Source organism: Neisseria sp. P0021.S007 (assembly GCF_051956855.1).
The window spans coordinates 26,203-50,278 of record NZ_JBQCXA010000003.1 but is presented as its reverse complement, the minus strand read 5'-3'; the positions used below and the strand labels follow the sequence as shown (position 1 = coordinate 50,278).

The 24,076-nt window shown below is 47.4% G+C and carries 29 protein-coding genes and 1 pseudogene; 14 read left to right on the top strand and 16 right to left on the bottom strand.

Annotated elements, in window-relative coordinates:
* The first annotated feature begins 41 nt into the window (after nt 1-41).
* From ACTHUR_RS05585 to ACTHUR_RS05570, 4 genes are all read left to right on the top strand, one after another.
* Entirely contained in the window at nt 42-524 is a 483-nt protein-coding gene (locus ACTHUR_RS05585) for a sel1 repeat family protein (protein WP_150540449.1), read from the top strand.
* 90 nt (nt 525-614) lie between these two features.
* Complete coding sequence (locus ACTHUR_RS05580) at nt 615-872, top strand: hypothetical protein (RefSeq protein ID WP_049333330.1); 258 nt, start codon at nt 615-617, stop codon at nt 870-872.
* 122 nt (nt 873-994) lie between these two features.
* Nucleotides 995-1,561: an SGNH/GDSL hydrolase family protein gene (locus tag ACTHUR_RS05575; protein ID WP_070460885.1), complete on the top strand. Its 567-nt coding sequence runs from the start codon at nt 995-997 to the stop codon at nt 1,559-1,561.
* 119 nt (nt 1,562-1,680) lie between these two features.
* Complete coding sequence (locus ACTHUR_RS05570) at nt 1,681-2,028, top strand: CsbD family protein (RefSeq protein ID WP_036490595.1); 348 nt, start codon at nt 1,681-1,683, stop codon at nt 2,026-2,028.
* Nucleotides 2,029-2,092: 64 nt separating this feature from the next.
* Here ACTHUR_RS05570 and trpD read toward each other — a convergent pair whose 3' ends face one another.
* Both trpD and ACTHUR_RS05560 read right to left on the bottom strand, forming a co-directional pair.
* The gene (trpD, locus tag ACTHUR_RS05565) at nt 2,093-3,121 is read right to left on the bottom strand and encodes an anthranilate phosphoribosyltransferase (protein ID WP_003747072.1); all 1,029 of its coding nucleotides are present in this window, start codon (nt 3,119-3,121) and stop codon (nt 2,093-2,095) included.
* Between the two features lie 87 nt (nt 3,122-3,208).
* Nucleotides 3,209-3,799, bottom strand: coding sequence for an aminodeoxychorismate/anthranilate synthase component II (locus ACTHUR_RS05560; protein ID WP_188211616.1), 591 nt, complete (start codon nt 3,797-3,799; stop codon nt 3,209-3,211).
* Nucleotides 3,800-3,974: 175 nt separating this feature from the next.
* Here ACTHUR_RS05560 and ACTHUR_RS05555 point away from each other — a divergent pair, with 175 nt between their 5' ends.
* The 3 genes from ACTHUR_RS05555 to kdsA all read left to right on the top strand — a co-directional run bounded on the left by ACTHUR_RS05555 (nt 3,975) and on the right by kdsA (nt 6,895).
* A complete protein-coding gene (locus tag ACTHUR_RS05555) occupies nt 3,975-5,516 on the top strand; it encodes a YdgA family protein (protein ID WP_440361175.1) in 1,542 nt (513 codons plus the stop codon).
* Nucleotides 5,517-5,594: 78 nt separating this feature from the next.
* Complete coding sequence (panD, locus tag ACTHUR_RS05550) at nt 5,595-5,978, top strand: aspartate 1-decarboxylase (RefSeq protein WP_003678944.1); 384 nt, start codon at nt 5,595-5,597, stop codon at nt 5,976-5,978.
* 74 nt (nt 5,979-6,052) lie between these two features.
* Nucleotides 6,053-6,895 carry a 3-deoxy-8-phosphooctulonate synthase gene (kdsA, locus tag ACTHUR_RS05545; RefSeq protein WP_004519813.1) on the top strand — a complete coding sequence of 281 codons (843 nt, stop codon included), beginning with the start codon at nt 6,053-6,055 and terminating at the stop codon, nt 6,893-6,895.
* A 69-nt stretch (nt 6,896-6,964) separates the two neighbouring features.
* Here the strand turns inward: kdsA and ACTHUR_RS05540 are convergent, their stop codons facing one another.
* The 7 genes from ACTHUR_RS05540 to ACTHUR_RS05510 all read right to left on the bottom strand — a co-directional run bounded on the left by ACTHUR_RS05540 (nt 6,965) and on the right by ACTHUR_RS05510 (nt 13,889).
* The gene (locus ACTHUR_RS05540) at nt 6,965-7,411 is read right to left on the bottom strand and encodes a hypothetical protein (protein WP_004519812.1); all 447 of its coding nucleotides are present in this window, start codon (nt 7,409-7,411) and stop codon (nt 6,965-6,967) included.
* Between the two features lie 88 nt (nt 7,412-7,499).
* Complete coding sequence (gene mutL, locus ACTHUR_RS05535; protein WP_070695549.1) at nt 7,500-9,476, bottom strand: DNA mismatch repair endonuclease MutL; 1,977 nt, start codon at nt 9,474-9,476, stop codon at nt 7,500-7,502.
* 36 nt (nt 9,477-9,512) lie between these two features.
* Entirely contained in the window at nt 9,513-9,995 is a 483-nt protein-coding gene (locus ACTHUR_RS05530) for a GNAT family N-acetyltransferase (RefSeq protein WP_003747064.1), read from the bottom strand.
* 72 nt (nt 9,996-10,067) lie between these two features.
* Nucleotides 10,068-11,204: a 5-(carboxyamino)imidazole ribonucleotide synthase gene (locus tag ACTHUR_RS05525; protein WP_070695551.1), complete on the bottom strand. Its 1,137-nt coding sequence runs from the start codon at nt 11,202-11,204 to the stop codon at nt 10,068-10,070.
* Nucleotides 11,205-11,287: 83 nt separating this feature from the next.
* On the bottom strand, nt 11,288-11,857 hold the full coding sequence (locus tag ACTHUR_RS05520; protein ID WP_070695553.1) for an RNA 2'-phosphotransferase: 570 nt from the start codon (nt 11,855-11,857) through the stop codon (nt 11,288-11,290).
* A gap of 43 nt (nt 11,858-11,900) precedes the next feature.
* Complete coding sequence (gene trpE / locus ACTHUR_RS05515) at nt 11,901-13,376, bottom strand: anthranilate synthase component I (protein ID WP_070695555.1); 1,476 nt, start codon at nt 13,374-13,376, stop codon at nt 11,901-11,903.
* 135 nt (nt 13,377-13,511) lie between these two features.
* Nucleotides 13,512-13,889: a hypothetical protein gene (locus tag ACTHUR_RS05510; protein WP_070695557.1), complete on the bottom strand. Its 378-nt coding sequence runs from the start codon at nt 13,887-13,889 to the stop codon at nt 13,512-13,514.
* Between the two features lie 136 nt (nt 13,890-14,025).
* Here ACTHUR_RS05510 and ACTHUR_RS05505 point away from each other — a divergent pair, with 136 nt between their 5' ends.
* On the top strand, nt 14,026-14,646 hold the full coding sequence (locus ACTHUR_RS05505) for a Smr/MutS family protein (RefSeq protein WP_070460868.1): 621 nt from the start codon (nt 14,026-14,028) through the stop codon (nt 14,644-14,646).
* A gap of 52 nt (nt 14,647-14,698) precedes the next feature.
* On the opposite strand, the gene ACTHUR_RS05500 is transcribed toward ACTHUR_RS05505, so the two are convergent.
* The 6 genes from ACTHUR_RS05500 to dnaB all read right to left on the bottom strand — a co-directional run bounded on the left by ACTHUR_RS05500 (nt 14,699) and on the right by dnaB (nt 19,545).
* Nucleotides 14,699-15,187, bottom strand: coding sequence for a PilX family type IV pilin (locus tag ACTHUR_RS05500; RefSeq protein WP_070460866.1), 489 nt, complete (start codon nt 15,185-15,187; stop codon nt 14,699-14,701).
* 4 nt (nt 15,188-15,191) lie between these two features.
* On the bottom strand, nt 15,192-15,737 hold the full coding sequence (locus tag ACTHUR_RS05495) for a pilus assembly PilX family protein (RefSeq protein WP_440361174.1): 546 nt from the start codon (nt 15,735-15,737) through the stop codon (nt 15,192-15,194).
* Nucleotides 15,716-16,651, bottom strand: a complete 936-nt coding sequence (locus ACTHUR_RS05490; RefSeq protein WP_070695559.1) for a PilW family protein — start codon at nt 16,649-16,651, stop codon at nt 15,716-15,718. Before ACTHUR_RS05490 ends, ACTHUR_RS05495 begins: the two co-directional genes overlap by 22 nt.
* A gap of 2 nt (nt 16,652-16,653) precedes the next feature.
* A complete protein-coding gene (gene pilV, locus ACTHUR_RS05485; protein WP_191620578.1) occupies nt 16,654-17,301 on the bottom strand; it encodes a type IV pilus modification protein PilV in 648 nt (215 codons plus the stop codon).
* A 12-nt stretch (nt 17,302-17,313) separates the two neighbouring features.
* Entirely contained in the window at nt 17,314-17,982 is a 669-nt protein-coding gene (locus ACTHUR_RS05480; RefSeq protein ID WP_070695561.1) for a pilus assembly FimT family protein, read from the bottom strand.
* 156 nt (nt 17,983-18,138) lie between these two features.
* Complete coding sequence (gene dnaB, locus ACTHUR_RS05475) at nt 18,139-19,545, bottom strand: replicative DNA helicase (RefSeq protein WP_036490624.1); 1,407 nt, start codon at nt 19,543-19,545, stop codon at nt 18,139-18,141.
* A 154-nt stretch (nt 19,546-19,699) separates the two neighbouring features.
* Here dnaB and ACTHUR_RS05470 point away from each other — a divergent pair, with 154 nt between their 5' ends.
* Entirely contained in the window at nt 19,700-20,281 is a 582-nt protein-coding gene (locus tag ACTHUR_RS05470) for a superoxide dismutase (RefSeq protein WP_003683473.1), read from the top strand.
* A 70-nt stretch (nt 20,282-20,351) separates the two neighbouring features.
* Nucleotides 20,352-20,582, top strand: a complete 231-nt coding sequence (locus tag ACTHUR_RS05465; protein WP_198400583.1) for a histidine phosphatase family protein — start codon at nt 20,352-20,354, stop codon at nt 20,580-20,582.
* A 55-nt stretch (nt 20,583-20,637) separates the two neighbouring features.
* Here ACTHUR_RS05465 and ACTHUR_RS05460 read toward each other — a convergent pair.
* Nucleotides 20,638-21,215, bottom strand: a pseudogene (locus ACTHUR_RS05460) (NAD(P)H-dependent oxidoreductase).
* 45 nt (nt 21,216-21,260) lie between these two features.
* Here ACTHUR_RS05460 and ACTHUR_RS05455 point away from each other — a divergent pair.
* The 4 genes from ACTHUR_RS05455 to ACTHUR_RS05440 all read left to right on the top strand — a co-directional run bounded on the left by ACTHUR_RS05455 (nt 21,261) and on the right by ACTHUR_RS05440 (nt 24,061).
* Nucleotides 21,261-21,503, top strand: a complete 243-nt coding sequence (locus ACTHUR_RS05455; RefSeq protein ID WP_079453701.1) for a polymorphic toxin type 50 domain-containing protein — start codon at nt 21,261-21,263, stop codon at nt 21,501-21,503.
* 6 nt (nt 21,504-21,509) lie between these two features.
* Complete coding sequence (locus tag ACTHUR_RS05450; protein WP_004519792.1) at nt 21,510-21,812, top strand: hypothetical protein; 303 nt, start codon at nt 21,510-21,512, stop codon at nt 21,810-21,812.
* Between the two features lie 52 nt (nt 21,813-21,864).
* A complete protein-coding gene (locus tag ACTHUR_RS05445; protein ID WP_049336588.1) occupies nt 21,865-22,050 on the top strand; it encodes a hypothetical protein in 186 nt (61 codons plus the stop codon).
* A gap of 469 nt (nt 22,051-22,519) precedes the next feature.
* On the top strand, nt 22,520-24,061 hold the full coding sequence (locus tag ACTHUR_RS05440; RefSeq protein ID WP_039862148.1) for an L-lactate MFS transporter: 1,542 nt from the start codon (nt 22,520-22,522) through the stop codon (nt 24,059-24,061).
* Nucleotides 24,062-24,076 lie beyond the last annotated feature (15 nt).

Sequence of the window (24,076 nt, the reverse complement as noted above, 5' to 3'; positions counted from 1 at the left end):
TCAGACGGCCTGTCATCAAATATTTTTGGAGAAATAATCAGATGAAAACACTTCGTTTATTGTTTGGTTTAGCATTGGTTGCCACTGCATTTAGCGTGCAGGCTGAGGATTACAGCGAGAAGCAGCACGATAAGCTGATACGGGAATGCAATCGGAACAATCTGGAGAGTTGCGTCACTGCGGCCATTTGGATGCGCGATTATCTTGAAGCGCCTGCTCATGCGTATCCGTTTCTGAAAAAAGCCTGCGATGGCGGTAATATGCGCGGCTGCAATGTTTTGGGTAATCTGTATCTTAATCCGTCCAGCGGTTTGGGCATGGATTATGCCGCAGCGGTCAAGCTCTACGAACGGGCTTGTAAAGGCGGTTATGAAAATGCCTGTACCAATCTTGAAGAAACTAAAACGGAGATGGCGCAAGGCACTACATCAGACCGCGACAGCCGTTTAAACCAACTGAGCGAATCTTGTGCTTTGGAAAACGAAGCTGCTTGTCAGGCGTTAATGATGGAAATGCAACGTTGAGCGTCACGCCGAGGCCGTTTGAAGACTGTTTTTTCAGACGGCCTTTAATCCATATTTTCTGATTTTGAGGCCCAAGCGGGAGTATGTTGTATGGACATGATGTTGTTTACCAATATTGTATTGATTGTTTTATGTATTTTTACCATGTTGCTGGTGTGGTCGCGCAACTGGAAACGCAAGCAGGCGTATTTTGAGAAAATCAAAAGCAATCCGGAAAACCTCAAATGGGTTGGGCAGAATCTGACTGGTCAGGAATGGAAGGATTTGAAAGCCGTGAGCGACCGTTTTGGGCTGCCCATGTTGCAGGCCAAGCAATTAATTGATTTTTATAAAAACAGTCAGCTCTAATTGATGATTTAACGATAGAACTTGACTGAAGTTAAGGCCGTCTGAAATAGCACTCTTATAATAATATAAGTGATATTTCAGACGGCCTTGCTGTTGATTCAAATAAAGGGAGGAGAACAAAAATGACCGTTTACTTAATCGGCGACTCCGTTCGGCTTGCTTCGGAGCCTTACACGCGCGCCGCTTTGCCTGAGGTGGATATTGTTTCTCCATCGGAAAACTGCCGTTCGTCGCATGATGTGTTAGAGCATATCAGGCAATGGACAGAGGGTGCGACTGTGGGAGACATTATCCACATCAATTGCGGTTTGCACGACATCCGCCATAATCAAGGCTGTAATGAGCCGGTGGCCGATATAAAAACCTATCGCAGCAACCTGATTCAAATTTTCGATTATCTGAAACAGACAGGGGCAAAAATTATTTGGGCGAGCAGTACGCCGTTTTTGGAAAGCGTACACAATATCGTCAAACCCTCGCGCCGCTATCTGGCCGACTTGAAGGCCTATAACCGTGTGGCGGAGGATTTGGCAAGGCAATATGGTTTTACCGTCAATGATTTATACAGTCTGATGTTTGAGCAGGATTTGACCGATGTGATGCTGTGCGATGGACTTCATTTCAATGAGTTCGGCAGCAAGATGATAGGCGAGGCAGTAGCCGAAGCGATATTGAAACAGTTGTGCTAACTTGACGTAATCCATTTTTATTATGTTTTTAATATTGAGACAGACTTTAAGTTGCAACCCAATATCTATTGGGGTATAGTGATTACTCTTATCAACATGAAACTAAGAAGGAATAAATGATGACTGGCAAATTAGATCAAATCAGCGGTGAAGTAAAAGAGAAAGCCGGCGAAGTTCTTGACGATTCCAAACTCAAAGCTGAAGGCGTAGTTCAACAAGGCGTCGGTAAGACAAAAGAAGTTGCTGCGGATGCTAAAGAAAAAGCAGAAAACTTTGCAGGTGAAGCCAAAGAAAAAGCGGCGCACTTCGCAGGCGAGGCTAAAGAAAAAGTAGAAAACTTTGCAGGTGAAGCTAAAGAAAAAGCAGCTCATTTAGCCGGTGAAGCCAAAGAGAAAGTAGCACACTTGGCTGAAGAAGCCAAAGAAAAAGCTGAAGGCTTGATTAATGATATTAAAAGCAAATTTTAATATTTAAAGAATAAAAGGCCGTCTGAAAGATTTTTCAGACGGCCTTTGTTTATGGTTTTAAAGTTTAGGCAAACTGTTTGCCAAATTCGATAAACTCGTCTTTTTTGGCTTTGGCTTTGCCGGAGTCGATGGCTTCTTGCGCGGCTTTGACACCGTCCGCCAGCGATGCGACCACATTTCCTGCGTAGAGCGCGGCGGCTGCATTGAGGACGACGATGTCGCGTGCGGCACCGACTTTGCCATCCAGCACTTCGTTCATTTTTTGCAGGGATTCTTGCGCGTTTTCGACTTTGATTTCGTCCAAATTGCGGCGGATTTCCATGCCGAAATCGGCCGGGCTGATATCGTATTCGGTGATTTTGCCGTCTTTCAGTTCGGCAACGCGGGTTTTGCCGGTCAGCGTGATTTCATCCAAACCGCCTTCGCCGCACACAACCAAAACATGCTTGGAACCAAGCTGTTGCAATACGCGGGAAAGAATGCCGCACAAGTCGATGTGGAACACGCCCAAGAGTTGGTTTGCCGCGCCGGCAGGATTGGTCAGCGGGCCCAAGATATTGAAGATGCTGCGGAAGCCGAGCGAACGGCGGACTGGGGCAACATAGCGCATAGCGCTGTGGTGGTTGGGCGCGAACATAAAGCCGATGCCGGTTTGCTGAATGCTTTGGGCAACCTGTTCGGGGTTGAGGTTGAGGTTGGCGCCCATTTGTTCCATGACATCGGCAGCGCCGCTGGATGAAGAAACGGAGCGGCCGCCGTGTTTGGCGACTTTCGCGCCTGCCGCAGCCGCGACAAACATGGAAGTCGTGGAAATATTGAAGGTTTTGGCACCGTCGCCGCCTGTGCCGACAATATCGACCAAGTCATCGGCGTTTTCTAGCGGCACTTTGGTGGCAAATTCGCGCATCACGCTGGCTGCAGCGGTAATCTCGGAAACGGTTTCAACTTTAATCCGCAGGCCGGTCAGGATAGCGGCGATTTGCTCGGGCGGAACTTGGCCGCTCATGATTTGGCGCATGAGGTCGGTCATTTCATCGTAGAAAAGTTCGTTGTTGCTGATGAGGCGTTCAATCGCTTGTTGAGGGGTAATCATGATTTTCCTTTGTTCGTGTCCGGTGTGATTCAGGCCGTCTGAAAATGCGGTTTGAACACTGTCAAACACCTTTCAGACGGCCTTTCATTAAGATTTTTGCGGGCGATAGTTTTTGAATTCTTCCAAGAAGTTTTTCAGCATATCGTGGCCGTGTTCGGTCAGCAGGGCTTCGGGGTGGAACTGTACGCCTTCGACGGCATATTCTTTATGGCGTACGCCCATGATTTCGCCGTCTTCCGTCCATGCGGTAATTTCGAGGCAGTCGGGCAGGGTGGCGCGGTCGATGGCGAGGCTGTGGTAGCGCGTGCAGTTGACCGGATTGGGCAGGTCTTTAAACATGCCTGTGCCGTGATGGAAAACAGGGGAGACTTTGCCGTGCATCATTGTTTGCGCGCGCACGACATTGCCGCCGAACGCTTCGCCCATGGTTTGATGGCCGAGGCACACGCCCATGACGGGCAGCCTGCCGGCAAAGTGCTGCATGGCCGCAACAGAAATGCCTGCTTCTTTCGGGGAACAAGGGCCGGGGCCGATGACCAGATATTGAGGTTTCACGGCTTCGATTTCTTCGATGGTGATTTCATCGTTGCAGCGAACCAAAACTTCCTGCCCCAATTCGGCAAAGTATTGGACGATGTTGTAGGTGAAGCTGTCGTAATTGTCGATAAATAAAAGCATTTGCAAACCTTTAATGACATCTTGGCAGACAGGGTAAGGCCTGCCAAAAGTGTAAAAACCGTTTATGTTTGCATAATATCACAATCTTTACCTAAAGGCCGTCTGAAACGGCGGATAAGACAAAACAGCTAAAAAATGCTATGCTTTACGCTTTGAACCTAATCTGTTTGAAGTGATGAAAAAGTATCTTATCCCGACTGCCGCCGTTGTTGTCGCCGCTGCGCTCGGCACGCCTTATTATCTTGGTGTCAAAGCGGAAGAAAGCCTGACCGAGCAGCAAAAGCTGTTGCAGGAATCCGGTTTCCTGACCGTTGAGTCCCACCAATACGATCGCGGCTGGTTCAGTTCAACCGAGACGACCGTCATCCGCCTCAAGCCGACCCTGCTTCAAAATACGCAAAAATATCTGCCGGACAATTTGAAAACCGTCCTGCAAGAGCCGATTACGGTCATCAACCACGTGACCCACGGCCCGTTTGCCGGCGGCTTCGGTACGCGTGCGCACGTGGAAACCGAGTTCCAATACCATCCGGAAACCAAAAAAGTTTTGGATCGCTTCTTCGGCCAGCAAACGCCGTTGACCATGACCAATACGGTTTATCTTTCCGGCGACGGCAAACTCAGCCTCAATATCCCCGCCTTCGACTATGAAGAGCTCTCCGGTATCAAGCTCAACTGGAAAGGCTTTGGCGGCAATACCGATTACAGCCAAGGCTTCAAAAGCTATCGCCACGATTACCTCGCGCCGTCTTTACAAGTCAAATTGGCCGACAAAGGCGATGTATCTTTGGAAAACCTGCGCTTCCAATCCGAAACGGAAGACGGCCTGACCAAGCTTGCTTTGGGCAAGAGCAGCATTACGCTGGATAAATTCCTGCTGCAATGGAAAGAAAACATCGATTACAACGTTAAGTTGAATGAGTTGGTCAACCTTGTGACCAACCTGCAAATCGGTGCATTCATCAATCCGACCGGCACGATTGCTCCGTCTAAAATCGAAGTCAGCAAACTGCGTTTCGATACGCAGACCGGCGAAGTCGATAAATTCATCAACAGTGAAGGCCGCTTCCAATTTGAAAGTCTGACTTATGGCGAAGACAAATACGGCCCTCTGGACATCAATGTCGCTGCCGAGCATTTGGATGCGGCATCACTTTTGGCATTGAAAAACAAAATTGCCGAAGTGTCCGTGAAGAAAATGAGCGAAGAAGAAATTCAGGCTTCCTTGATTCAGACGGCCAAAAACGAGGCTTCGGGCCTGTTTACCAACAATCCAGTTTTAAACGTCAAAACCTTCAAATTCACCATGCCTCATGGTGATGTCGATGTCAGCGGCAAACTCGCGTTTAAAGGTTTGGCAGCTAAAGACCTCAACAATTTGGGCGATATGCTGAAGAAAACCGAAGCCGACTTCAACATGAGCGTACCGCAAAAATTGTTGGAGCAGCTCGCCGTCAACCAAGCAAGCAGCCTGTTTAGCGTCAATGCCGAAGATGAAGCCGCAGGCCGCGCCAGCATCGATGATATCAACGAGACCTTGCGCCTGATGGTAGACAGCACCATCAAAAGTATGGCAAGAGAAAAATATTTGACCTTAGAAGACGATAATGTCAAAACCCATCTGACTCTGCAAAACAGCGAGTTGAAATTAAACGGAAAAGTTCTTCAAAGCGACCCGGAACCTGAGTTCGACGAATCAGACTTTCCCAATAACTAATCCTCAATCACACAAACAGCGGTTTTAACTTCTCTGAAGTTAAAACCGCAAATCAACCCACAATCAAAAAGGAAACCCATGTTCCGTACCATGCTCGGCGGCAAAATCCACCGTGCCACCGTTACCGAAGCCGACCTCAACTACGTCGGCAGCATTACCGTTGACCAAGACCTGCTGGATGCGGCAGGTATTTGCGTGAACGAAAAAGTCGCCATCGTCAACAATAACAACGGCGAACGTCTTGAAACCTACACCATTCCCGGCGAACGCGGTAGCGGCGTCGTTTGCTTGAATGGCGCGGCCGCGCGTTTGGTTCAAAAAGGCGACATCGTAATTATCATGTCTTACGTCATGTTGTCCGAACCCGAAATTGCAGCGCATGAGCCGAAAGTCGTCCTCGTCGATGAGAACAATAAAATCCGCGACGTGATTTCTTATGAGCCGCCGCACACCGTGTTGTAATATTCAAACAAAGGCCGTCTGAAACGTTTCAGACGGCCTGTTTCCCAAATTCAACTTATCTGAAAGGCTTCGCCGTGAATATCCAAATCAACAACATCACTGTCAGCAACGATGCGCCCTTTACCCTTTTCGGCGGCATCAATGTCCTTGAAGACCTCGACTCTACGCTGAAAGCCTGTGAGCAATACGTTAAAGTAACCGATAAACTCGGCATCCCTTACGTTTTTAAAGCCTCTTTCGACAAGGCAAACCGCTCTTCCATCCACTCTTTCCGCGGTGTAGGTCTGGACGAAGGCATGAAGATTTTTCAAGCGGTGAAGCGCGAGTTTAACGTTCCCGTGATTACCGATGTTCACGAGCCTTACCAATGCCAGCCGGTTGCCGAAGTCTGCGATGTCATCCAGTTGCCTGCCTTCTTGGCACGCCAAACCGATTTGGTGGTGGCAATGGCGAAAACCGGCAATGTCATTAACATCAAAAAGCCGCAATTCCTCAGCCCTTCTCAAATGAAAAACATTGTGGAGAAATTCCAAGAAGCAGGCAACGATCAAATCATTTTGTGCGAACGCGGCGCAAACTTCGGCTACGACAATTTGGTGGTCGATATGCTCGGCTTTGGCGTGATGAAAAAAACGTGTAACAACCTGCCCGTTATTTTTGACGTAACCCATTCCCTGCAAACACGCGAATCCGGTGCCGCAGCATCAGGCGGCCGTCGCACCCAAGTATTGGACTTGGCGCTTGCCGGTATGGCAACCCACTTGGCCGGTTTGTTCCTTGAATCCCATGCCAATCCCGACCAAGCCAAATGTGATGGCCCAAGCGCATTGCCGCTTGCGCAATTGGAAGATTTCCTGACCCGTGTTAAAGCAATCGATGAAACCGTGAAATCGTTTGCGCCTATGGATATTCGTTAAAGGCAAATAAGTTAAAAGGCCGTCTGAACATTTTTTCAGACGGCCTTTTGTATTTTTTATTGCATTTATTCAAAACTCACAAGTAAAGCGATAGAGTTTTTCAGCAATTAAATTGTTTTTTATTTCAAACCATTGCAGTTCTTCGGAAGATAGGACTCCATATGCACTCAATTGATCCTTACTGTCAAAAAATGCAAAGTCTTCATATGCCATTTTTTGATTTTCACAGTCAATTTGGAGTTTAAAACGAGCTTTAATATAGTCCTTTCCTATCATATTCTTTTGACTATTTATTGAGTTATTTTTAGGCAGTGGCTTAGCTTTCTTATGACGTATCTCCATCAATAAACTTTGGGGTGAAAGCGATCGGATAAGAGTATTACCGTAGATCGATTTACTTTTATCGGGATAAGAATGGATTAATTGCCAATATTCAGGTTTGTCATATCTTATTTTTTCTGCATAAACAGGTTGTATCAATAAGGTGATCAGTATGAAAAATAGGGTTTTATTCATAGACGAGATTTTGCAAATAAGCTATCTAAAAACACATATTGATGTTTTCAGGGAGCTTTAAAGCTTTTGACTGCTCTTTATTACTGTATTACTGTCCGCGTAAAAACAACGCATCCAATTCTTTTAAAGTCAGTTTGACCCATGTCGGACGGCCGTGATTGCACTGGTTGCTACGCGGTGTGTTTTCCATATCGCGCAGGAGTGCGTTCATTTCGGGCAAAGTCAGTTGGCGGCCGGCGCGGACTGAGCCGTGGCAGGACATGGTGGCGAGGATGTGGTTTTCGTGTTCCTCGATGGTTTGGCTGCTGCCGACTTGGGCGAGTTCGCCCAATACATCTTTGGCCAGTGAAACGACGTCGGCTTTGCCGAGCATGGCGGGAACTGCGCGGACGGCAAGGGTATTGCCGCCCATGTCGGACAATTCCAGGCCAAAGCCTGCCAGCGTTTCGGCGTGATCGGCAAGGGAGGCGCATTCTTCGTGGGACGCGGCGAAGGTAACGGGGATGAGCAAGCGTTGGCTTTGCAGGTTGCCGTTTTCCTGACGTTGGAGTTTCATTTTCTCGTAGTTGACGCGTTCGGCGGCAGCGTGCATATCGATGAGCAACAGGCTGTCTTCGGCTTGGGCAAGGATGTAGATGCCTAAGAGTTGGGCGATGGCGAAGCCTAGTGGCGGCAGTTCGGATTGGGAGGGAAGGCCGTCTGAAAGCGGCGTATCTGTTTGGGGAGTAGGCGTTTCAGACGGCATATTACCGAAACATGCCTGCTCGAATTGGCTCAACTCAAGGTCGATGTCGTCGGTTTTTTTGTAGAGCTCGGCGTAAGTATTCATGGCCGCGCGGCTTTCGCGCAGAGACAGGCTGCGTTGTTGCGGCGCACGCGAGGCTTGGTAGGGCATGGGCGCGGTTTTGCCTGATGGACCAAAGGCATTGCGTGTATCGGGTTTGTTGCCTGTTGGGTAGTTGGATGCGCTATCAAACAGATTTTCGCTGTTGTTTTCAGACGGCATTGGTGCAGGAGTAACGCCGGTAATGTCATGCAACACTTCGCCTGCATTGCTGACGCTTTCGGTCAGGTCGGCGCGTGTATCGGCAAGGGCTTTGTTGAGCGTGTGGAACACGAGTTGGTGCACCTGCTGGCTGTCGTGGAAGCGGATCTCTGTTTTGGTCGGGTGGACGTTGACATCCACGGCTTCGGGCGGCAGGTCGAGGAAGAGGACGAAAGCAGGCGTCAGCGCGTTGTGCAATACGTCGCGGTATGCCTGCTTGACGGCATGGAGCATGACTTTGTCGCGGACAAAACGATGGTTGACGAAGCAGTATTGTTTGTCGGTTTTGCCTTTGGCAAAGGTCGGCTTGGCAATCGCGCCATAAAGCCGCAGCGCGCCATTGCCGCTGTCAATTTCCAATGAGGCCGTCTGAAAATCATCGCCGACAATGGCGGCAATCCGTTCATGCAGGCTTTGTGCAGGAAGTTTGAATACTTGTTTGCTGTCGCGTTTGAGTGAGAAGGCAATGTGCGGATGCGCCAGAGCGAGGCGTTCGAGCATGGTGGCGCAGTGGGCGTATTCGGTGTTTTCAGATTTGAGGAACTTGCGCCGCGCGGGGGTATTGAAGAAGAGTTCGGCAGCTTCGATGGTGGTGCCGACGGGGTGGGCGGCTACCGTAGGGCTGCTGAGTTTGCCGTCTTCTGCTTTGACTTGGGTCGCGTGCGAACTGTCTTCTTGGCGGCTGGTCAGGGTCAGGCGGCTGACGGAGGCGATGCTTGCCAAGCCTTCGCCGCGAAAGCCCATGCTGGCAACGTGTTCCAAATCGTTTAAGGTTTTGATTTTGCTGGTGGCATGGCGGTGGAGCGCAAGCTCGATGTCGTCCGGATGGATACCGCTGCCGTTGTCGCTGACGCGAATCAGGCGGATGCCGCCGCCTGCCAGCTCGACATCAATCACTGTCGCGCCTGCATCGATACTGTTTTCAACGATTTCTTTCAAGGCGTTGGCAGGGCGTTCGACCACTTCTCCGGCGGCGATTTGGTTGACGAGATGGTCGGGCAGGGCGGCAATTCGGGACATCGGTTTCTTTCAAAAAAGCAACGGCAGAAGAGAAAATTACAGGTATTTGCGCATCAATTCGCATTCGACGCGGACGGTTTTGTTCAGCTGCAACACGGCAGTACCGAGCGATTCGTAGCGGTTAAGTCGATAAAAAGGTACGGAATTGAGCGAGGCATACAGTTTGAGAAAGCTGAGGCCTGCATTTCGTGCCATTTCTTCGGCACGGCTGAGCAGGGCCGTACCCAAGCCGAGATTGTGGAAGAGCGGATGGACGTATAAGGCGTCCAATTGCGCTTCTTTGAAATCGACTTGGAAGAAGCCTTGAATCAGCCCTTTGTATTCGACCACCCACAATGCTTTGTTTTTATCGGAGATGGTTTCCAAATAGCTGTTGATGTCGAGCAGACTTTCCCATGCGTGCATAATGGTTTCATCGTAACTGCGGATGCAGGCGTATTGAACGGCATGCAGATGGGCGTTGTGTATGGCTTGGCAGTCTTTTTCGGTTGCCGGACGGAGGATGGTCAGAAGGCTCATGGCGGATGGTCGGAAAAATTGATTTCAGACGGCCTTTGGCAATCAAAGGCCGTCTGAAAAAAGTGGGTAAGGTTACAGGCTTTGATGTAAGGTTTGTGCAGTTTGGAACGCGTTGTCCGCATCGTTGGCCAAGACGGTAAAGTGGCCCATTTTTCGGCCTTTGCGCGCGGCTTTTTTACCGTAAAGATGCAGATGTGCGTTCGGGTTGCTTTGCAGCGGCAGCCATTCGGGTTCGCCGCCGTCTTCCTTCCAAACGTCACCCAAAATATTCGCCATACAGCAAGAACTCAGTAATTTAGTGTCAGCCGGAGGCAGGTTGCACATCAGGCGGACCTGTTGCTGGAATTGGTCTGTCGCGCAGGCGTCGATGGTATGGTGGCCGGAATTGTGCGGACGCGGGGCGATTTCGTTGACGACCAATTCATGCGTGTCGCCGACAACAAACATTTCTACTGCCAATACGCCGACGTAGTTCAATTCATCGGCCAAACGCTGCGCCATTTGTCGCGCCTGTTGCTGCACGTCGGCACTCAGTCGTGCAGGGACGATAGAGTAGGCGAGGATACCGTTTTCGTGAATATTTTCGGCAGGGTCGAAAGTTAGCACTTTGTCATTGTTCAGACGGCATACGATAACGGAAATCTCGCCGCGCAAGTCCACCATTTTTTCTAAAACGCAATCCACGCCGCCGTGTTCGGCAAATGCGGCTTTGAGTTCATCCAATGTTTTTACGCGGATTTGGCCTTTGCCGTCATAGCCCAAAGTGGCAGTTTTCAGGATGCCGGGCAAAAATTGCACGCTTTCTTCAGTGATGTCTTCGGCTTTGCAAACTGCTTGATACGGCGCGGTTTGCAGGCCTGCTTTGCGTATCCATGCCTTTTCCTGAATGCGGTTTTGCGCGATGGCAACGCAGTCGCCACTAGGGGAAACATTGGTGTGTTTGGCGAGAAAACGCATCGCGTCGGCATTGACGTTTTCAAACTCGGTCGTAACAGCCGCGCATTTTGCCAATTCTTCCAAAGCGGTCGGGTCATCAAACGGCGCACACAAATGGCGGTCGGCAAATTCCGCTGCCGGCGCATTCGGGTCGGGATCGAGTACGGTTACTTTGTAGCCCATGGTTTTGGCAGCAACAGTAAACATTCTGCCTAATTGTCCGCCGCCAAGAATGCCGAGCATAGCAGGAGGGAGGATGGGGGATGTGTTCATGGATAATCGCTTTATGAAGAAATTGTGTAGGGTGTTTGCAGGCCGTCTGAAAATGGTTTTACGGCTTTAGACGGCCTGGTGTTTTAAAGTTTGCCGATAAATTGCGGCGGAACGTTTTCAGTTAACCATACGCCGTTGTCCGCCAAATAAAATTGATGCCCTGCCGCAAGCATGGCGACAGTGTCGATGGCCAATCCAACCGGCTTGCCGTGGCGGGAGCCGACTTTAACGGCTGTTGCGGCATCGGCAGATAGATGAACAAAATGGCGCGAGGCAGAATGCAGGCCTTGCTCCAAAATAGACGGAACAGAGCGTTCAGCCGTACCGTGATACAAAATCTGAGGAGGTGTTGCCACTTTGTGTTCGACCTGAACTTGTGCCGTCGAATGACCTTGCGCAGCGCGGATGCGATTGCCGTCTTCGGAAATCGTAAATCGTTTTTTATCGTTGTTTTCGACCACTTCCAACAATACTTCGTAGGTCAGCGGATTGCCCGTAAAGCCGCGCTCGGGATGGTTTACCTGCGTCAGTAAGGTATCAATATCCACCCAGCCGTCTTTATCCAAAGTAATGCCGATTTGCTCGGGATGATGGCGCAAGATAAAGCTGAGGAATTTGCTGATGGATTTTAGTTGTTTTTCGTTTAGTATCATAATCTTGTTGTTTAGTCATTTCAGAGCGCAGGCCGTCTGAAAATTATTTATCCAGCCCTTCTTGCACCATTTGCGCTGCACGGATTATTGCACGGGCTTTGTTTTGGGTTTCCTGCCATTCGGATGTTGGGTCTGAGTCGGCAACTACGCCTGCGCCGCTTTGGACGAAGAGTGTATTGTTTTTAATCACGGCAGTACGAATGGCAATGGCCAAGTCCATGTCGTTGTTGAAACTCCATACGCCGACTGCGCCGCCGTAGATGCCGCGTTTGCTCGGCTCGACTTCTTCGATGATTTCCATGGCGCGGACTTTGGGGGCTCCGGAAAGTGTGCCTGCGGGGAAGGTGGCGGCGAGGATGTCCATGTTGGTCATACCGTCTTTCAGACGGCCTTCGACGTTGGAGACGATGTGCATCACATGGGAGTATTTTTCAATCACCATTTTGTCGGTAACTTTGACTTCGCCGGTTTTACTGATGCGGCCGACGTCGTTGCGTCCTAAGTCAATCAACATGACGTGTTCGGCAATCTCTTTGGCATCGCTCAGCAGATCTTGCTCGTTGGCGAGGTCTTCGGCTGGTGTTTTGCCGCGCAGGCGTGTACCGGCGATAGGACGGACGATGACATCGTCGCGTTCGCGGCGGACGAGGATTTCGGGCGAAGAGCCGACAATATGGAAATCGCCGAAATCGTAGTAGAACATATACGGCGATGGGTTCAGCGTACGCAGGGCGCGGTAGAGGGCAAGCGGATTGTCGGTAAATTCCATGCTCATGCGTTGGCTGGGGACAACCTGCATGCAGTCGCCTGCAAAGATGTAGTCTTTGATTTTATTGACGCAGGCTTTGAAAGGTTCTTCTCCAAATTCGCTGACTGCTTGCGTCTGCTTGCTGCCGAGGGAAAGCGGGATGGCACAACTTTGGCGTAACTGGGTACGGATGTCTTCAAGACGTTCGCGTGCGCGTTCGTAGCCGTTGGCTTGAGACGGATCGGCATAAACAATCAGGTAGATTTTGCCGCTTAGGTTATCCACTACGGCAAGCTCTTGCGAGAGCATCAGGAGGATGTCGGGCGTACCGAGTGGATCGGCTTTGGCCGTATGTTTCAGGCGGTGCGCAAAATGTTCGAAATTGTAGATGGTTTCATAACCAAAGTAGCCGACCAGGCCGCCGGTAAAGCGCGGCAGGCTTGGGATTTCGGGCGTTTTGAAGCGGTTGTGGAAAGCTTCGATAAAGGGCAGGGGATTGCCGTCATGTTGTTCGATGATTTCGCCGTTTTGATATACATCGACATGTTTGCCGCTGGTTTTGAGATAGTGGCTGCAAGGCAGGCCGATGAAGGAATAGCGGCCAAAGCGTTCGCCACCGACAACGGATTCGAGCAGGTAGGTGAAAGGCTTGTTGGCAAGTTTGAGATAGATTGAGAGCGGTGTATCCAAATCGGCAAGCAGCTCTTGAACGAGTGGAATGCGGTTGTAACCTTGTGCGGCTTGGGCTTGGTATTCTTGTTTGCTGATCATCTTGATAAGTCTTTCAGACGGCCTGTTTTAGGGTGTTAAATCGTGTGAAGAGTATAGCATTTTATTAGGATTGTTGACAGTCTGAGCGCTATGTCAGATATGGAAAACGCCGTCTGAAAAAGACGGCGTAAGGTATCAGGCGAGGGTATCGGAAATTTTGTTTTTCCGGCTTCGTTTCCACTTGAAGACATAAGCGGCTACAACGGGAATCAGGGAGATAATGGATTTGAATGTCCAGCCTGAATACCATGTGCCTTCGGGAACGTCGCTTGCAAGCCAAGTGAAGTACGGCCACCAGCAGGCAACCAGGCTGCCGAGGAACAGCGGCCAAATATGACGGCTTAGGTTGCGTTGCCACAAGAGGAAGCATGCAATCGCCCAAATAAAGGTCAATACGGTAATCAGGAGGATGGTGTAGGCATCTGAAATCAGGATGGCGGCGAAGTAGTAGCTGAGTGCGACCCATAATAGGGCAAGTACCAAGACGATGATTTCTTCCGGGCGTTTAAACATATTTTCTCTCTTTTGTAAGACTGGCAATACGTTAATACTATACCCTAAACAAGAAGCGATGATAAGAGTCTTTCAGACGGTCTTGTAATCGGGTTTGCTATAATGTGCGCAATCAATTTTTTGGAAAGGACAAACCATGACGGCAAACTTTCAAGAAACGCTGAAGGCTTTGGGCAAACAGGTGAAAAAGGAAGCCGCGGAGCGGGAAGCCGAAGCGAAGGCTAAAAAGCTGGTAGAGGATGTAGATTTCAGCAAGGCGGTTGGCAAGGTTACGCCGTTGAAAAATGCCGGCAACTATTATGAACAGCCTCGTGATAAATCACCTATCAAGCCGCGACCTAAAGAAATGGCGACTTTGGAGCAGGAAGATTATTTTTATGTAGGCAGCGGCGGCTGGGAAGAACCGCCGGCTTCGTTCAGTAAAAACGGGCAGGGTAAAAATGATTTGATGCGTTTGCGAAACGGCCATTATCCCGTGGTGGCGGATGTAGATTTGCACGGCTATACGCAGGAAGAAGCGCAGCAGGTATTGAACGAATTTATTGAGTTTACGAAAAAACGCGGTGTTTGCGGCGAGATTGTCCACGGCAGCGGCTTGGGTTCTGCAGGCTATAAACCGGTTTTGAAAAATATGACGCGTCGCTGGTTGATGCAGCATCCTGATGTATTGGCTTATGTCGAGCCTCGACAAGGCAATGATGGCGCAGTCAGGATCTTGTTGAAACGCCAACGCCGAGACGATGATTGGAAACAGTAAAATATAAAAAGCAGTGTCGATAAAATGACACTGCTTTTTTATGGTTGTCAGACTAAGAAGATTTCTTTTTGGAAACCGATTCGCAACCTTTTCCATTGGTCATTGTGGTTTTGAAATCTTTGGCAGAATCCATATCAGTGCATTTGTAAGCATTGCCCAAACTATCCATCCAAACGGAAAGGGTGTAGCCAGTTTTTGTGGGAATGGCTTTCAAACGATAGGCTCGGCTTTTATTGGTATCAATCATTTCGGCAGAGTATTGGTATTTGTCTGCCAAATCTTTATGGCCTTTATATGAGGAAATAAAGTCATCCAACTTGGTTTTAATCTCATCAGTTTTCCACTTTGGATTTTTAACCATCTGGGTTTTAAAAGCAGAATTGATGGCAACTAACTCGGCATGCGCTTGTGATTGGTAGCCGCGTTCAATGTAGCGGTTGTAAGAGGGAATGGCAATGATGCTCAGAATGGCTAAGATGGCGACGGCAATCATCATCTCAACCAGCGTAAAGCCTAGTTGTTGGGTAGAGGTAGTATTCATTTTATTATTCGCTGGCAACGTAAGACTGAAGGACGACTTGGGTATTGGCATTCTTACCCCATGCTTTGGCAGTAACGCGGTAGGTAATTCGACCCTCGGTAGTTTTGCCTAAATATTCGATGATGTAGCGTGGATTGTTTGCGATGCCGCTTTTTTTATCTAAAGGATATTCCGTACCATTGGTGTCAATACACAGGCTTTTGTCGCATTTACGCTTCCAAGCATCTACGGTTGGGCTACCTTCTTCAGTAAAATCGCCATTGGATTTGACATTTGGTGTGGAACATAAACCTTTTTCACATTTTGCGGTAAAAGTAGTCTTTTTCCCTTCAATATCAAAAATTTGATTTTCACCTTCACGCAATGCCGCTTCGGCCAAAGTGGTTGTCAGTTTGCGGTCGGCATCGTTGGCGCTGATACGCTGTTCAGTATTGTAGGACTGGGTAGCTGTGACCACGAGCAGGGCGATGACGACCATCATCATTAAAACGATAAACAAAGCATAGCCCTGCTGCCGGTCAGGTTTGATTAGAGTGATCGGTCGGCGCATACGTTTCCTCCGCGGATAGTGGCATTAATATTATAGATATCGACTTTATTGTCTTGTTCTTTTGATGGGTCAATACTGCCGTTATTCAGTACGATTTGGATAGAAGCCGGAGACTTAGCCTCAGCTGAGATATCCAATGCGTTTTTGTAATCAAATGATTCTGTATTTACTCCGCTGGCAGATGCATTTTCAGAATTAGGACATTCTGCATAGATATAGTGGATATCCATGGTTGTAATGCCTTTAATCAACAGCTGCGGATTACTCCATGAGCCATCATTTGATAATTGGAAACGGAACAAACCGCTCTCTTCGCCAAGTTTGCCGACAGCGTAGGCAATTATTTCATGTTTCATGATGGCGATACTGCCGTCTTGATCAGAGTTGGTAATTTTTAAAGCCGATTTTGCCGCAGCCAAATCTTTAATTTCTGTGTGAGGTTTGGCAATACCGTAGCAGCTGCTGGCAATGGCAGTTTTTTCAGTTGAGTCTGCTTTGTCGATACCGTATTGGAACAGCAGGGCTTTGCCGGTTTGAGCAAAGCCGGTATAGCTTAATTTATTGATTTCTTTAACAGGTAACAGCTTATTAACACCGGCTGTTTTCAAGGCATATTCATCTGAGCTTTTGTCTTCTATTACTGCAGAGGCGGGAGAATTCGACATATTGAAGCAACCGAAATTGCCTGCCATACGCGCATCGCGGACGATCATATTGGCGGTGTTGCGCAAATCTTGCTGGATACCGATGCGGGAGTTGGCAGATTTGTTTAATCCGCGTGCAGTGAAGTAGGTGGAGCTGACAGCCATTAAGACGATCATACTGAGCAGACTGGCAACCAGAAATTCAAGGATGCTGAAACCGCGCATCGCGGTTTTATTGGGAATATGGTTGAGTAAGCGTTTATTGTTCATTGTTAGTCTCTTACGCGTGATTGGTAGGTATAGACAACGTGATGCCCCGATTTATTGAGATTTTTTGCGCTATTTTCTTCTTCGACATCTTGCAACCATAAAACTTTCACGATGGTCGTGTCGCCTTTGCCATCGCATTTTGCGTTAAACCCATTTTCGTAAGTCGGCTCTGCACCGGAAGAATCTTTACAGATGGTCGAGAAGACTTGGGCTTCGGGAAGGGCTTTGGCTAAGTCGGCCTTAAACTGGGCAATTTGCGCCTGCGCAAGTTGCGCTTTGGTCATTTTGGCTTCAAATTTTGCAGTTTGTTTAGAGTCTGATTTGAGGTAGGCATCGTAGGATTTTTTATAACGAGTAGTTTTTTCGCCTGCAGTATCGGTTTCTTCAGAGAGCGTCGGATTAATGAGCATGCCTTCAATCAAATTTTGCGTAATTTGGGCGACTGTGGTTTGATTTTCAGACTCACGCACGTTGGATACGGTACGTAATTGAACAGCCAGAAGGGCCAGTACGCCGATAGCAAGGACAAACATGGCAATCAAAACTTCAATCAGGGTCATGCCTGATTGAAGTTTTGGGGTAAAGCTTGATGAGCTCGTTTTCAGACGGCCTTTAAATGATCTGAGATGAGTAGGATTAGTAATGTTCATAAGATACCGTTGTTATTCTTTGGAAGTGTATTCACACATTTTGCGCTCATCGTTTTTAGCACAGATTTCGACATGCCCATTGCCATTGATTAAAAGTACGGTAGCACGGGCTTTCTTGGTTTCAGCATCGGTGGCGGATTTATCCGTCAGGCTGATTTTGATGTGGCCGTCTGAAAATTGATAATTCTTTCCATCGATTGAATGGCCAAATGTACCATTGGGAAGAAATCTCCACCAGACTTCTTTTGGAGCTGAAGCAGAGAGGGCAGAACGGTCATTGCCGATAGGGATATAGTTAAAGCTGTATTCCACTTTGTCAGTATCTCCATTAAGGATAATGGAGCGGATGGATAAATCGACAGTATCGTTTTGATAGCGTAAGTCTTCGTTTTTATCGGCGTAGGCCAACATACCATTACCGGCATATTTGGAATCGCAACCATTATTGGGCGAGCCATCGGATTTGATTTTGACCGGGCAGATGTAAACGGGAAGATTGAGACGGACGGCCTCATTTCGCGCGAAGCGCAGCAGATTGGCAATTTGCTCTGCTTGCGATGCTGCACGTCTGGAGGCAATCCATTGATTCATATTGGGAAGTGCGATGACGGCCATTACTGCTGCAATAGTAATGACGATCAGCAACTCAATTAGGGTGAAGCCTTTTTGTGTCTGATACATGAGTGATTTTTGGTAGTAATGTGTTGGGTAACTGACGTTTTCTCTTTTGCATTTGCCTGTGGCAATGCTTTTGCTTTTATTAGATTTATTTTAAACGATTTTGTAATGCGTGACTAATGAAATATGAAATTCGGTTAGTTTTTCAGACAATCTGTCTCAATCTTCCATCAACATGGATTCTGGAACATAGGCGGCATTATCAAATTTGGTAAATTGACCCATCCAAGTGAGGAATACTTTCCCGACGGGACCGTTACGGTGTTTACCGATAATACATTCCGCCAAGCCTTTTGCGGGTGATTCTGAGTTGTAGTATTCATCACGATACATAAACATAATCAAGTCGGCATCTTGTTCGATTGCGCCGGATTCACGCAAGTCGGACATCATCGGGCGTTTGTCGGTACGCTGCTCAACGGTACGGCTTAACTGCGACAGTGCAATGACGGGAACTTGCAATTCTTTGGCTAATGCTTTGAGTGAGCGGGAAATTTCGCCAAGCTCGGAAGCGCGGTTGTCAGAACGGCCGGAGCCTGACATTAATTGCAGGTAGTCGATGACGATCAAGCCCAATTTACCGTTGAACTGGCGGGCAAGACGACGGGCGCGGGCGCGCAGTTCGAGTGCAGTCAAACCCGGCGTTTCATCGATATACATGGGTGCATCGGAGAGTTTAACGACCGCCTCGTTCAGACGGCCCCAGTGTTCGTCTTGTAATCTGCCGGTTTTTAAAACGCTTTGATCCAAACGTCCGACAGAACCCAGCATACGCATAACCAGCTGCGCACCGCCCATTTCCATCGAGAATACGGCAACAGGCAGCTTGCCCTCTACGGCAACGTGTTCTGCGATGTTGATCGAAAAGGCGGTTTTACCCATGGAAGGACGGCCTGCGACGATGATCAAATCGCCCGGTTGGAGGCCTGATGTTTTTTTATCGAGGTCGATAAAGCCTGTCGATATACCGGTTACTTCATCAGGATTGTCGCGCGAATAAAGCATATCGATGCGCTCGACCACTTCTTTCAAAAGGTCGGGCATCTCAAGGAAGCCTTGTTTGGATTTGGCGGTACTTTCGGCAATTTGGAATACTTTGTTTTCCGCCTCGTCCAAAAGCTGACCTGCATCGCGCCCTTGTGGATTGTATGCGCTACGCGCAATTTCCGTGCCGACTTCGGCAAGCTGGCGCATGATGGAACGTTCTCGCACGATTTCGGCGTAGCGGCGGATATTGGCAGCGGATGGCGTGTTTTGCGCCAGTGTAATCAGATAGTTGAATCCGCCTGCTGCTTCCAATTCTTCATTGCGTTCCAAACTTTCTTGAACGGTAATGACGTCGGCAGGGCGGCTTTCGTTAATCAGGTTGGCAATGGCACGAAAAATCAGGCGGTGTTCGTGGCGGTAGAAATCCTCGCCGGAAACGACATCGGCAATACGGTCCCAAGCAGAATTTTCCAGCATCAGGCCGCCCAATACGGATTGCTCCGCTTCTGTGGAATGTGGCGGCAGTGATAATGCGCTGATTTCACGGTCTTCAGACGGCATATCGGAATAATTGCTCATGACGGGCATCTCTGGCTGGAAAATTGTAATCCGCTATTATAACGCAGTGTAAGTTCAATTGGTTTGTTTAGGCTAAAGCAGGTAAAATAGCTATGTTGTCAATATGACGACGTACACTACCAAAATATAAATATCAATAATTAGGAGCATAAAAATGGAACACAAGCTGCCACAATTGCCTTATGAACTGGATGCGTTATCTCCCCATCTGACCAAAGAAACTTTGGAGTTTCACTACGGCAAACACCATCAAACTTACATCACCAATTTGAACAATCAAATCAAAGGCACTGAGTTTGAAGAAATGCCTTTGGAAGAAATCGTGAAAAAATCTTCCGGCGGTATGTTCAACAACGCTGCCCAAACTTGGAACCACACTTTCTACTGGCTGGGCTTTACCCCTAAAGGCCAAGGCAAACCTGCCGGCGAATTGGCTGCAGCCATCGACGCCAAATGGGGCAGCTTCGAGAAATTTCAAGAAGCGTTCAATGCTTGCGCGGCCGGTACTTTCGGCTCCGGTTGGGCATGGTTGGTGAAAACACCTGCCGGTGAATTGGATCTGGTTTCTACTTCCAATGCAGGTACTCCGCTGACTACTGAAAACACTCCGCTGTTGACTTGCGACGTATGGGAACACGCCTACTACATCGACTACCGCAACAGCCGTCCTAACTACCTGAAAGGTTTCTGGGAAATTGTTAACTGGGATGAAGTTGCCAAACGCTTCGCCGCATAAAACGATATGAGTGAAAAGGCCGTCTGAAAATTTTTCAGACGGCCTGAAACCTTTGAACAATTAGCAGTACGTGCAATGGCCGCCCTTTACGATACATCAATCGGGCGCTAATATTTTAGTGGTATCGCATGGTCATACCCTGCGGCTTTTATTGTCCTTACTAGGCGGAGCGACTTGGGAAAACCATCGTGATGAGGGTAAATCCGTGTCATTGTTGCATACTTCAATCAGTATTGTGAAATATGATAGTGAAAGCGGTTTTCATATTGAGCAGCTTAACGATGTGGCTCATTTACAATGATCACACCCATTCATCAATAATAAAAAAGTGGGCATTTTACCCACCTTTTTTGCCATTAGCCGAATACTTTTTCTAAGTGTGCTTGGTAGTCTGCTAAGTATTGTTCCACTTGTGGATTTTTAATCACATCGTTACATAAGAATGTCGGCAGACGGGTCAAACCGATGAACTCATTGAGTTTGTGGAAGTGCATATACAACGCATCCACGCCTTTGCCTTCGAAAAAATCGCCTTCTCGGGTGAAGGCCTCAATCGGCGCATTCCAAGTAAGCGAGAGCATGTTTTTTTGCCTTGCAACAAACCACCTGTGCCGTAGCCTTCTATCGGATTGACACGATGGCGGCCATCACTGTGGTAAAGCTTGCCGTGTCCGGCAGTTAATACTTCGTCTATGTATTTTTTCACTGTCCAAGGTTCGTGCATCCACCAGCCTGGCATTTGCCAAATCACGGCATCCATCCACAAGAATTTTTCGATTTCTGCTTCAACATCATAGCCCGCATTAATCACGGTTTCTTGTACATTGTGTCCAAGTGCGGTCAAAACTTCTTTCGCTTTTTTGTGAAGCGTATGGTTCAACTCACCATGCGAATGACCAAACTCTTTTCTACCGTCTAGTAATAAAATATTCATCTTTTTGCCCCTAAAATAAATAATTATAAAAATGGGGCTATCATTATGCCTTTTTACTGCATCTTTATCACTGTAAGTTTAGATTCTTTAAAAGGTTATGTAGGAACTGGACAGCAGGTGGGAAAAACTGAAATTGGGCTTCCTGGTTTTAAAGAAAGGGTGAACTTCAATAAAAATATCGGTATTTATATCGATCCTGTTACAGGAAATCAAACCCCAACAACTATGGGGATTATTCATTATAGTAAAAATGGATATCATGTAGTTCCGGCTAAACCAAAGGAATAATAGTCTATGAATAATGACATTATAAGATTAAGAATTGTTACCCAAAATGCCTTGATAGGTAAAATTACCAAAGAGGTTAGAGGTGTTTATGTAAGAATCAATGAAAATTGTATAAGTATTTATATCGTTATTGATGGAGATATCTCTACCTATTGGAATGAAGAGATTTATAAAATTGGTACAGATATTATTTCTAATTTTGGTGAGGATTATACTATTGATGAGAATTTAGTTAGGATTGATTACCCTAAATATTTATCTTTTGATAATTATATATGTGTATATAAGCGCCATGAAAAATATGAATAAGATTGGAACTATTTATTTATGACAAGGATTTAAAAAGAATTAAGGATTAATAATGTTTGGTATTTTCTTTAAAGATAAAGGTACATCTTTTGATAATGGATATGGGATGCATATTTTGGCTTCAATCTCTTTAGGTGAATATGTAGAAGAATTACATATTCCAATAGACTATTGGGGTATTGAAGAATATAAAAATAGCTGGGCTACATCTATAGCTGATGGGATAGAAAAAAAGTAACATTCAGTACTTATTACATCTATGCATGAGCCAGAATCTTTAAATTTTATTTCTACATGGATTATTTATTATGATGGGGAAATTTCTTATAAAAGTGCATTCACCTACCAATAGACGCAAGTCATTTTGTAGTAATTTTGGTGCGCCACCCAAATATCCTTTCCCCGAACTGCGATTATTTGCCGAATTTTATGCATACTGTTCAACAACTCCCTGAAAATGCCCTTACTACGCGTTTGAATTTTTTCCGCCAATACGGTCAACTTGAGACTTTTGCAAAGGTCTCGGCCTTTTTGTCGATATTGGCGTGAAGAAATGGTTTAGATGAATGTTTTTTCTGTCTGATGCGCAAAATTATCATGGAGCAGAAAAAAGGATAAACGGGAGATTATGCTAAAATATTGTCAACAATTTTCTGATTCCGCATGATATGGAATCAGCGTTTGACACACATAGACAAGAGGATTTTATGAAATTTCTAGACCGTGAGGCGACCATTGCCAAACCCGGCTTTAATCGTTGGCTGGTACCGCCTGCCGCTTTGGCCGTGCATCTTGCCATCGGGCAGATATACGCTTATTCCGTGTTTAATGCGCCGCTGACCAAGCTTATCGGTATTACTGAGTCGGCTGCAGGAGATTGGAAGCTGACCACGGTCGGTTGGATTTTCAGTATTGCCTTGGCGATGTTGGGCGCGTCTGCGGCCATGTTCGGTACATGGATGGAGCGCGTTGGGCCGCGTAAGGCGATGTTTGTTGCCGCCTGCTGTTTTAGTTTGGGCTTTTTTGTGTCGGCTATTGGCGTTCATACGCACAATCTGTTTTTGCTTTATTTGGGTAACGGTGTGATTGGTGGGGTTGGTTTGGGCTTGGGCTATATCGGGCCTGTATCGACTTTGATGAAATGGTTTCCCGATAAACCGGGTATGGCGACAGGCTTGGCGATTATGGGTTTTGGTGGTGGCGCGATGCTGGCCTCGCCTTTATCCGTGTCGCTGATGAATTTTTTCTCCAGTGAAACTTCAGTTGGCGTAGCGCAGGCTTTTGTCGTTTTAGGATTGTTTTATTTGGTGTTGATGATGTTCGGCGCGTTTACGATCCGTGTACCTGCCGATGGCTGGAAACCTAAAGGTTATGTTGCGCCGAAAAACAAAAGCAAATTGGTCAGCAGTAATCATGTCAATGTCTCACAAGCCATGAAAACGCCGCAATTCTGGCTCTTGTTTTGGGTGTTGTGCTTGAACGTGACAGCGGGTATCGGCGTTCTAGGTCAGGCTTCCGTCATGATTCAGGAGCTTTTTTCCGAGGCATCTGTAGGAAAACAAGCGGCAATTGGTGCGGGTGCGGCGGCAGGTTTTGTGAGTCTGTTGAGTCTGTTTAATATGGGCGGCCGCTTTTTGTGGTCCAGCGTGTCCGACAAAATTGGCCGTAAAAATACTTATACTATTTTCTTTGTGCTCGGCTCGCTGTTGTATTTTGCCATTCCGTCGATTGGCGAGAGCGGTAACAAGGCTTTGTTTGTCATTGGTTTCTGCGTCATCATTTCCATGTATGGCGGCGGTTTTGCAGCCATTCCGGCGTATTTGAAGGATTTGTTCGGCACTTATCAAGTCGGGGCAATACACGGCAGGATTTTGCTGGCATGGTCAACTGCGGCTGTTATTGGCCCGGTGTTGGTCAACTATATCCGCCAAAGCCAAATTGAAAGTGGCGTTCCGGCTGCTGAAGCTTATAGCATTACCATGTACATCATGGCAGGTTTGTTGATTGTTGGTTTGTTGTGTAATTTGAGTGTCCGTTCTGTTCATGAAAAGCATCACGAGAAAGACATTAAGGTCGCGGCACATAGTGGCAATCCCGATGATGAAACCGCTGTATCCGATGCTTATCTGATCAGCAAGAAAGTATCAGCGGGCGGTATCGGCGTATGGTGGCGTTGGGCTTTGGTCTGCATTCCTTTGGGCTATGGCGTCATTATGGTGTTTGTTAAAGCCTTAAGTTTGTTTAATTGATTGTTGAAAATTAGA

Excerpts from the sequence above, each read along its gene's own strand:
- ACTHUR_RS05585 (WP_150540449.1), top strand. The coding sequence starts at position 42 with ATGAAAACACTTCGTTTATTGTTTGGTTTAGCATTGGTTGCCACTGCA.
- ACTHUR_RS05580 (WP_049333330.1), top strand. The coding sequence starts at position 615 with ATGGACATGATGTTGTTTACCAATATTGTATTGATTGTTTTATGTATT.
- ACTHUR_RS05575 (WP_070460885.1), top strand. The coding sequence starts at position 995 with ATGACCGTTTACTTAATCGGCGACTCCGTTCGGCTTGCTTCGGAGCCT.
- ACTHUR_RS05570 (WP_036490595.1), top strand. The coding sequence starts at position 1,681 with ATGACTGGCAAATTAGATCAAATCAGCGGTGAAGTAAAAGAGAAAGCC.
- trpD (WP_003747072.1), bottom strand. The coding sequence starts at position 3,121 with ATGATTACCCCTCAACAAGCGATTGAACGCCTCATCAGCAACAACGAA.
- ACTHUR_RS05560 (WP_188211616.1), bottom strand. The coding sequence starts at position 3,799 with ATGCTTTTATTTATCGACAATTACGACAGCTTCACCTACAACATCGTC.
- ACTHUR_RS05555 (WP_440361175.1), top strand. The coding sequence starts at position 3,975 with ATGAAAAAGTATCTTATCCCGACTGCCGCCGTTGTTGTCGCCGCTGCG.
- panD (WP_003678944.1), top strand. The coding sequence starts at position 5,595 with ATGTTCCGTACCATGCTCGGCGGCAAAATCCACCGTGCCACCGTTACC.
- ACTHUR_RS05540 (WP_004519812.1), bottom strand. The coding sequence starts at position 7,411 with ATGAATAAAACCCTATTTTTCATACTGATCACCTTATTGATACAACCT.
- mutL (WP_070695549.1), bottom strand. The coding sequence starts at position 9,476 with ATGTCCCGAATTGCCGCCCTGCCCGACCATCTCGTCAACCAAATCGCC.
- ACTHUR_RS05530 (WP_003747064.1), bottom strand. The coding sequence starts at position 9,995 with ATGAGCCTTCTGACCATCCTCCGTCCGGCAACCGAAAAAGACTGCCAA.
- ACTHUR_RS05525 (WP_070695551.1), bottom strand. The coding sequence starts at position 11,204 with ATGAACACATCCCCCATCCTCCCTCCTGCTATGCTCGGCATTCTTGGC.
- ACTHUR_RS05520 (WP_070695553.1), bottom strand. The coding sequence starts at position 11,857 with ATGATACTAAACGAAAAACAACTAAAATCCATCAGCAAATTCCTCAGC.
- trpE (WP_070695555.1), bottom strand. The coding sequence starts at position 13,376 with ATGATCAGCAAACAAGAATACCAAGCCCAAGCCGCACAAGGTTACAAC.
- ACTHUR_RS05510 (WP_070695557.1), bottom strand. The coding sequence starts at position 13,889 with ATGTTTAAACGCCCGGAAGAAATCATCGTCTTGGTACTTGCCCTATTA.
- ACTHUR_RS05505 (WP_070460868.1), top strand. The coding sequence starts at position 14,026 with ATGACGGCAAACTTTCAAGAAACGCTGAAGGCTTTGGGCAAACAGGTG.
- ACTHUR_RS05500 (WP_070460866.1), bottom strand. The coding sequence starts at position 15,187 with ATGAATACTACCTCTACCCAACAACTAGGCTTTACGCTGGTTGAGATG.
- ACTHUR_RS05495 (WP_440361174.1), bottom strand. The coding sequence starts at position 15,737 with ATGCGCCGACCGATCACTCTAATCAAACCTGACCGGCAGCAGGGCTAT.
- ACTHUR_RS05490 (WP_070695559.1), bottom strand. The coding sequence starts at position 16,651 with ATGAACAATAAACGCTTACTCAACCATATTCCCAATAAAACCGCGATG.
- pilV (WP_191620578.1), bottom strand. The coding sequence starts at position 17,301 with ATGAACATTACTAATCCTACTCATCTCAGATCATTTAAAGGCCGTCTG.
- ACTHUR_RS05480 (WP_070695561.1), bottom strand. The coding sequence starts at position 17,982 with ATGTATCAGACACAAAAAGGCTTCACCCTAATTGAGTTGCTGATCGTC.
- dnaB (WP_036490624.1), bottom strand. The coding sequence starts at position 19,545 with ATGAGCAATTATTCCGATATGCCGTCTGAAGACCGTGAAATCAGCGCA.
- ACTHUR_RS05470 (WP_003683473.1), top strand. The coding sequence starts at position 19,700 with ATGGAACACAAGCTGCCACAATTGCCTTATGAACTGGATGCGTTATCT.
- ACTHUR_RS05455 (WP_079453701.1), top strand. The coding sequence starts at position 21,261 with ATGCCTTTTTACTGCATCTTTATCACTGTAAGTTTAGATTCTTTAAAA.
- ACTHUR_RS05450 (WP_004519792.1), top strand. The coding sequence starts at position 21,510 with ATGAATAATGACATTATAAGATTAAGAATTGTTACCCAAAATGCCTTG.
- ACTHUR_RS05445 (WP_049336588.1), top strand. The coding sequence starts at position 21,865 with ATGTTTGGTATTTTCTTTAAAGATAAAGGTACATCTTTTGATAATGGA.
- ACTHUR_RS05440 (WP_039862148.1), top strand. The coding sequence starts at position 22,520 with ATGAAATTTCTAGACCGTGAGGCGACCATTGCCAAACCCGGCTTTAAT.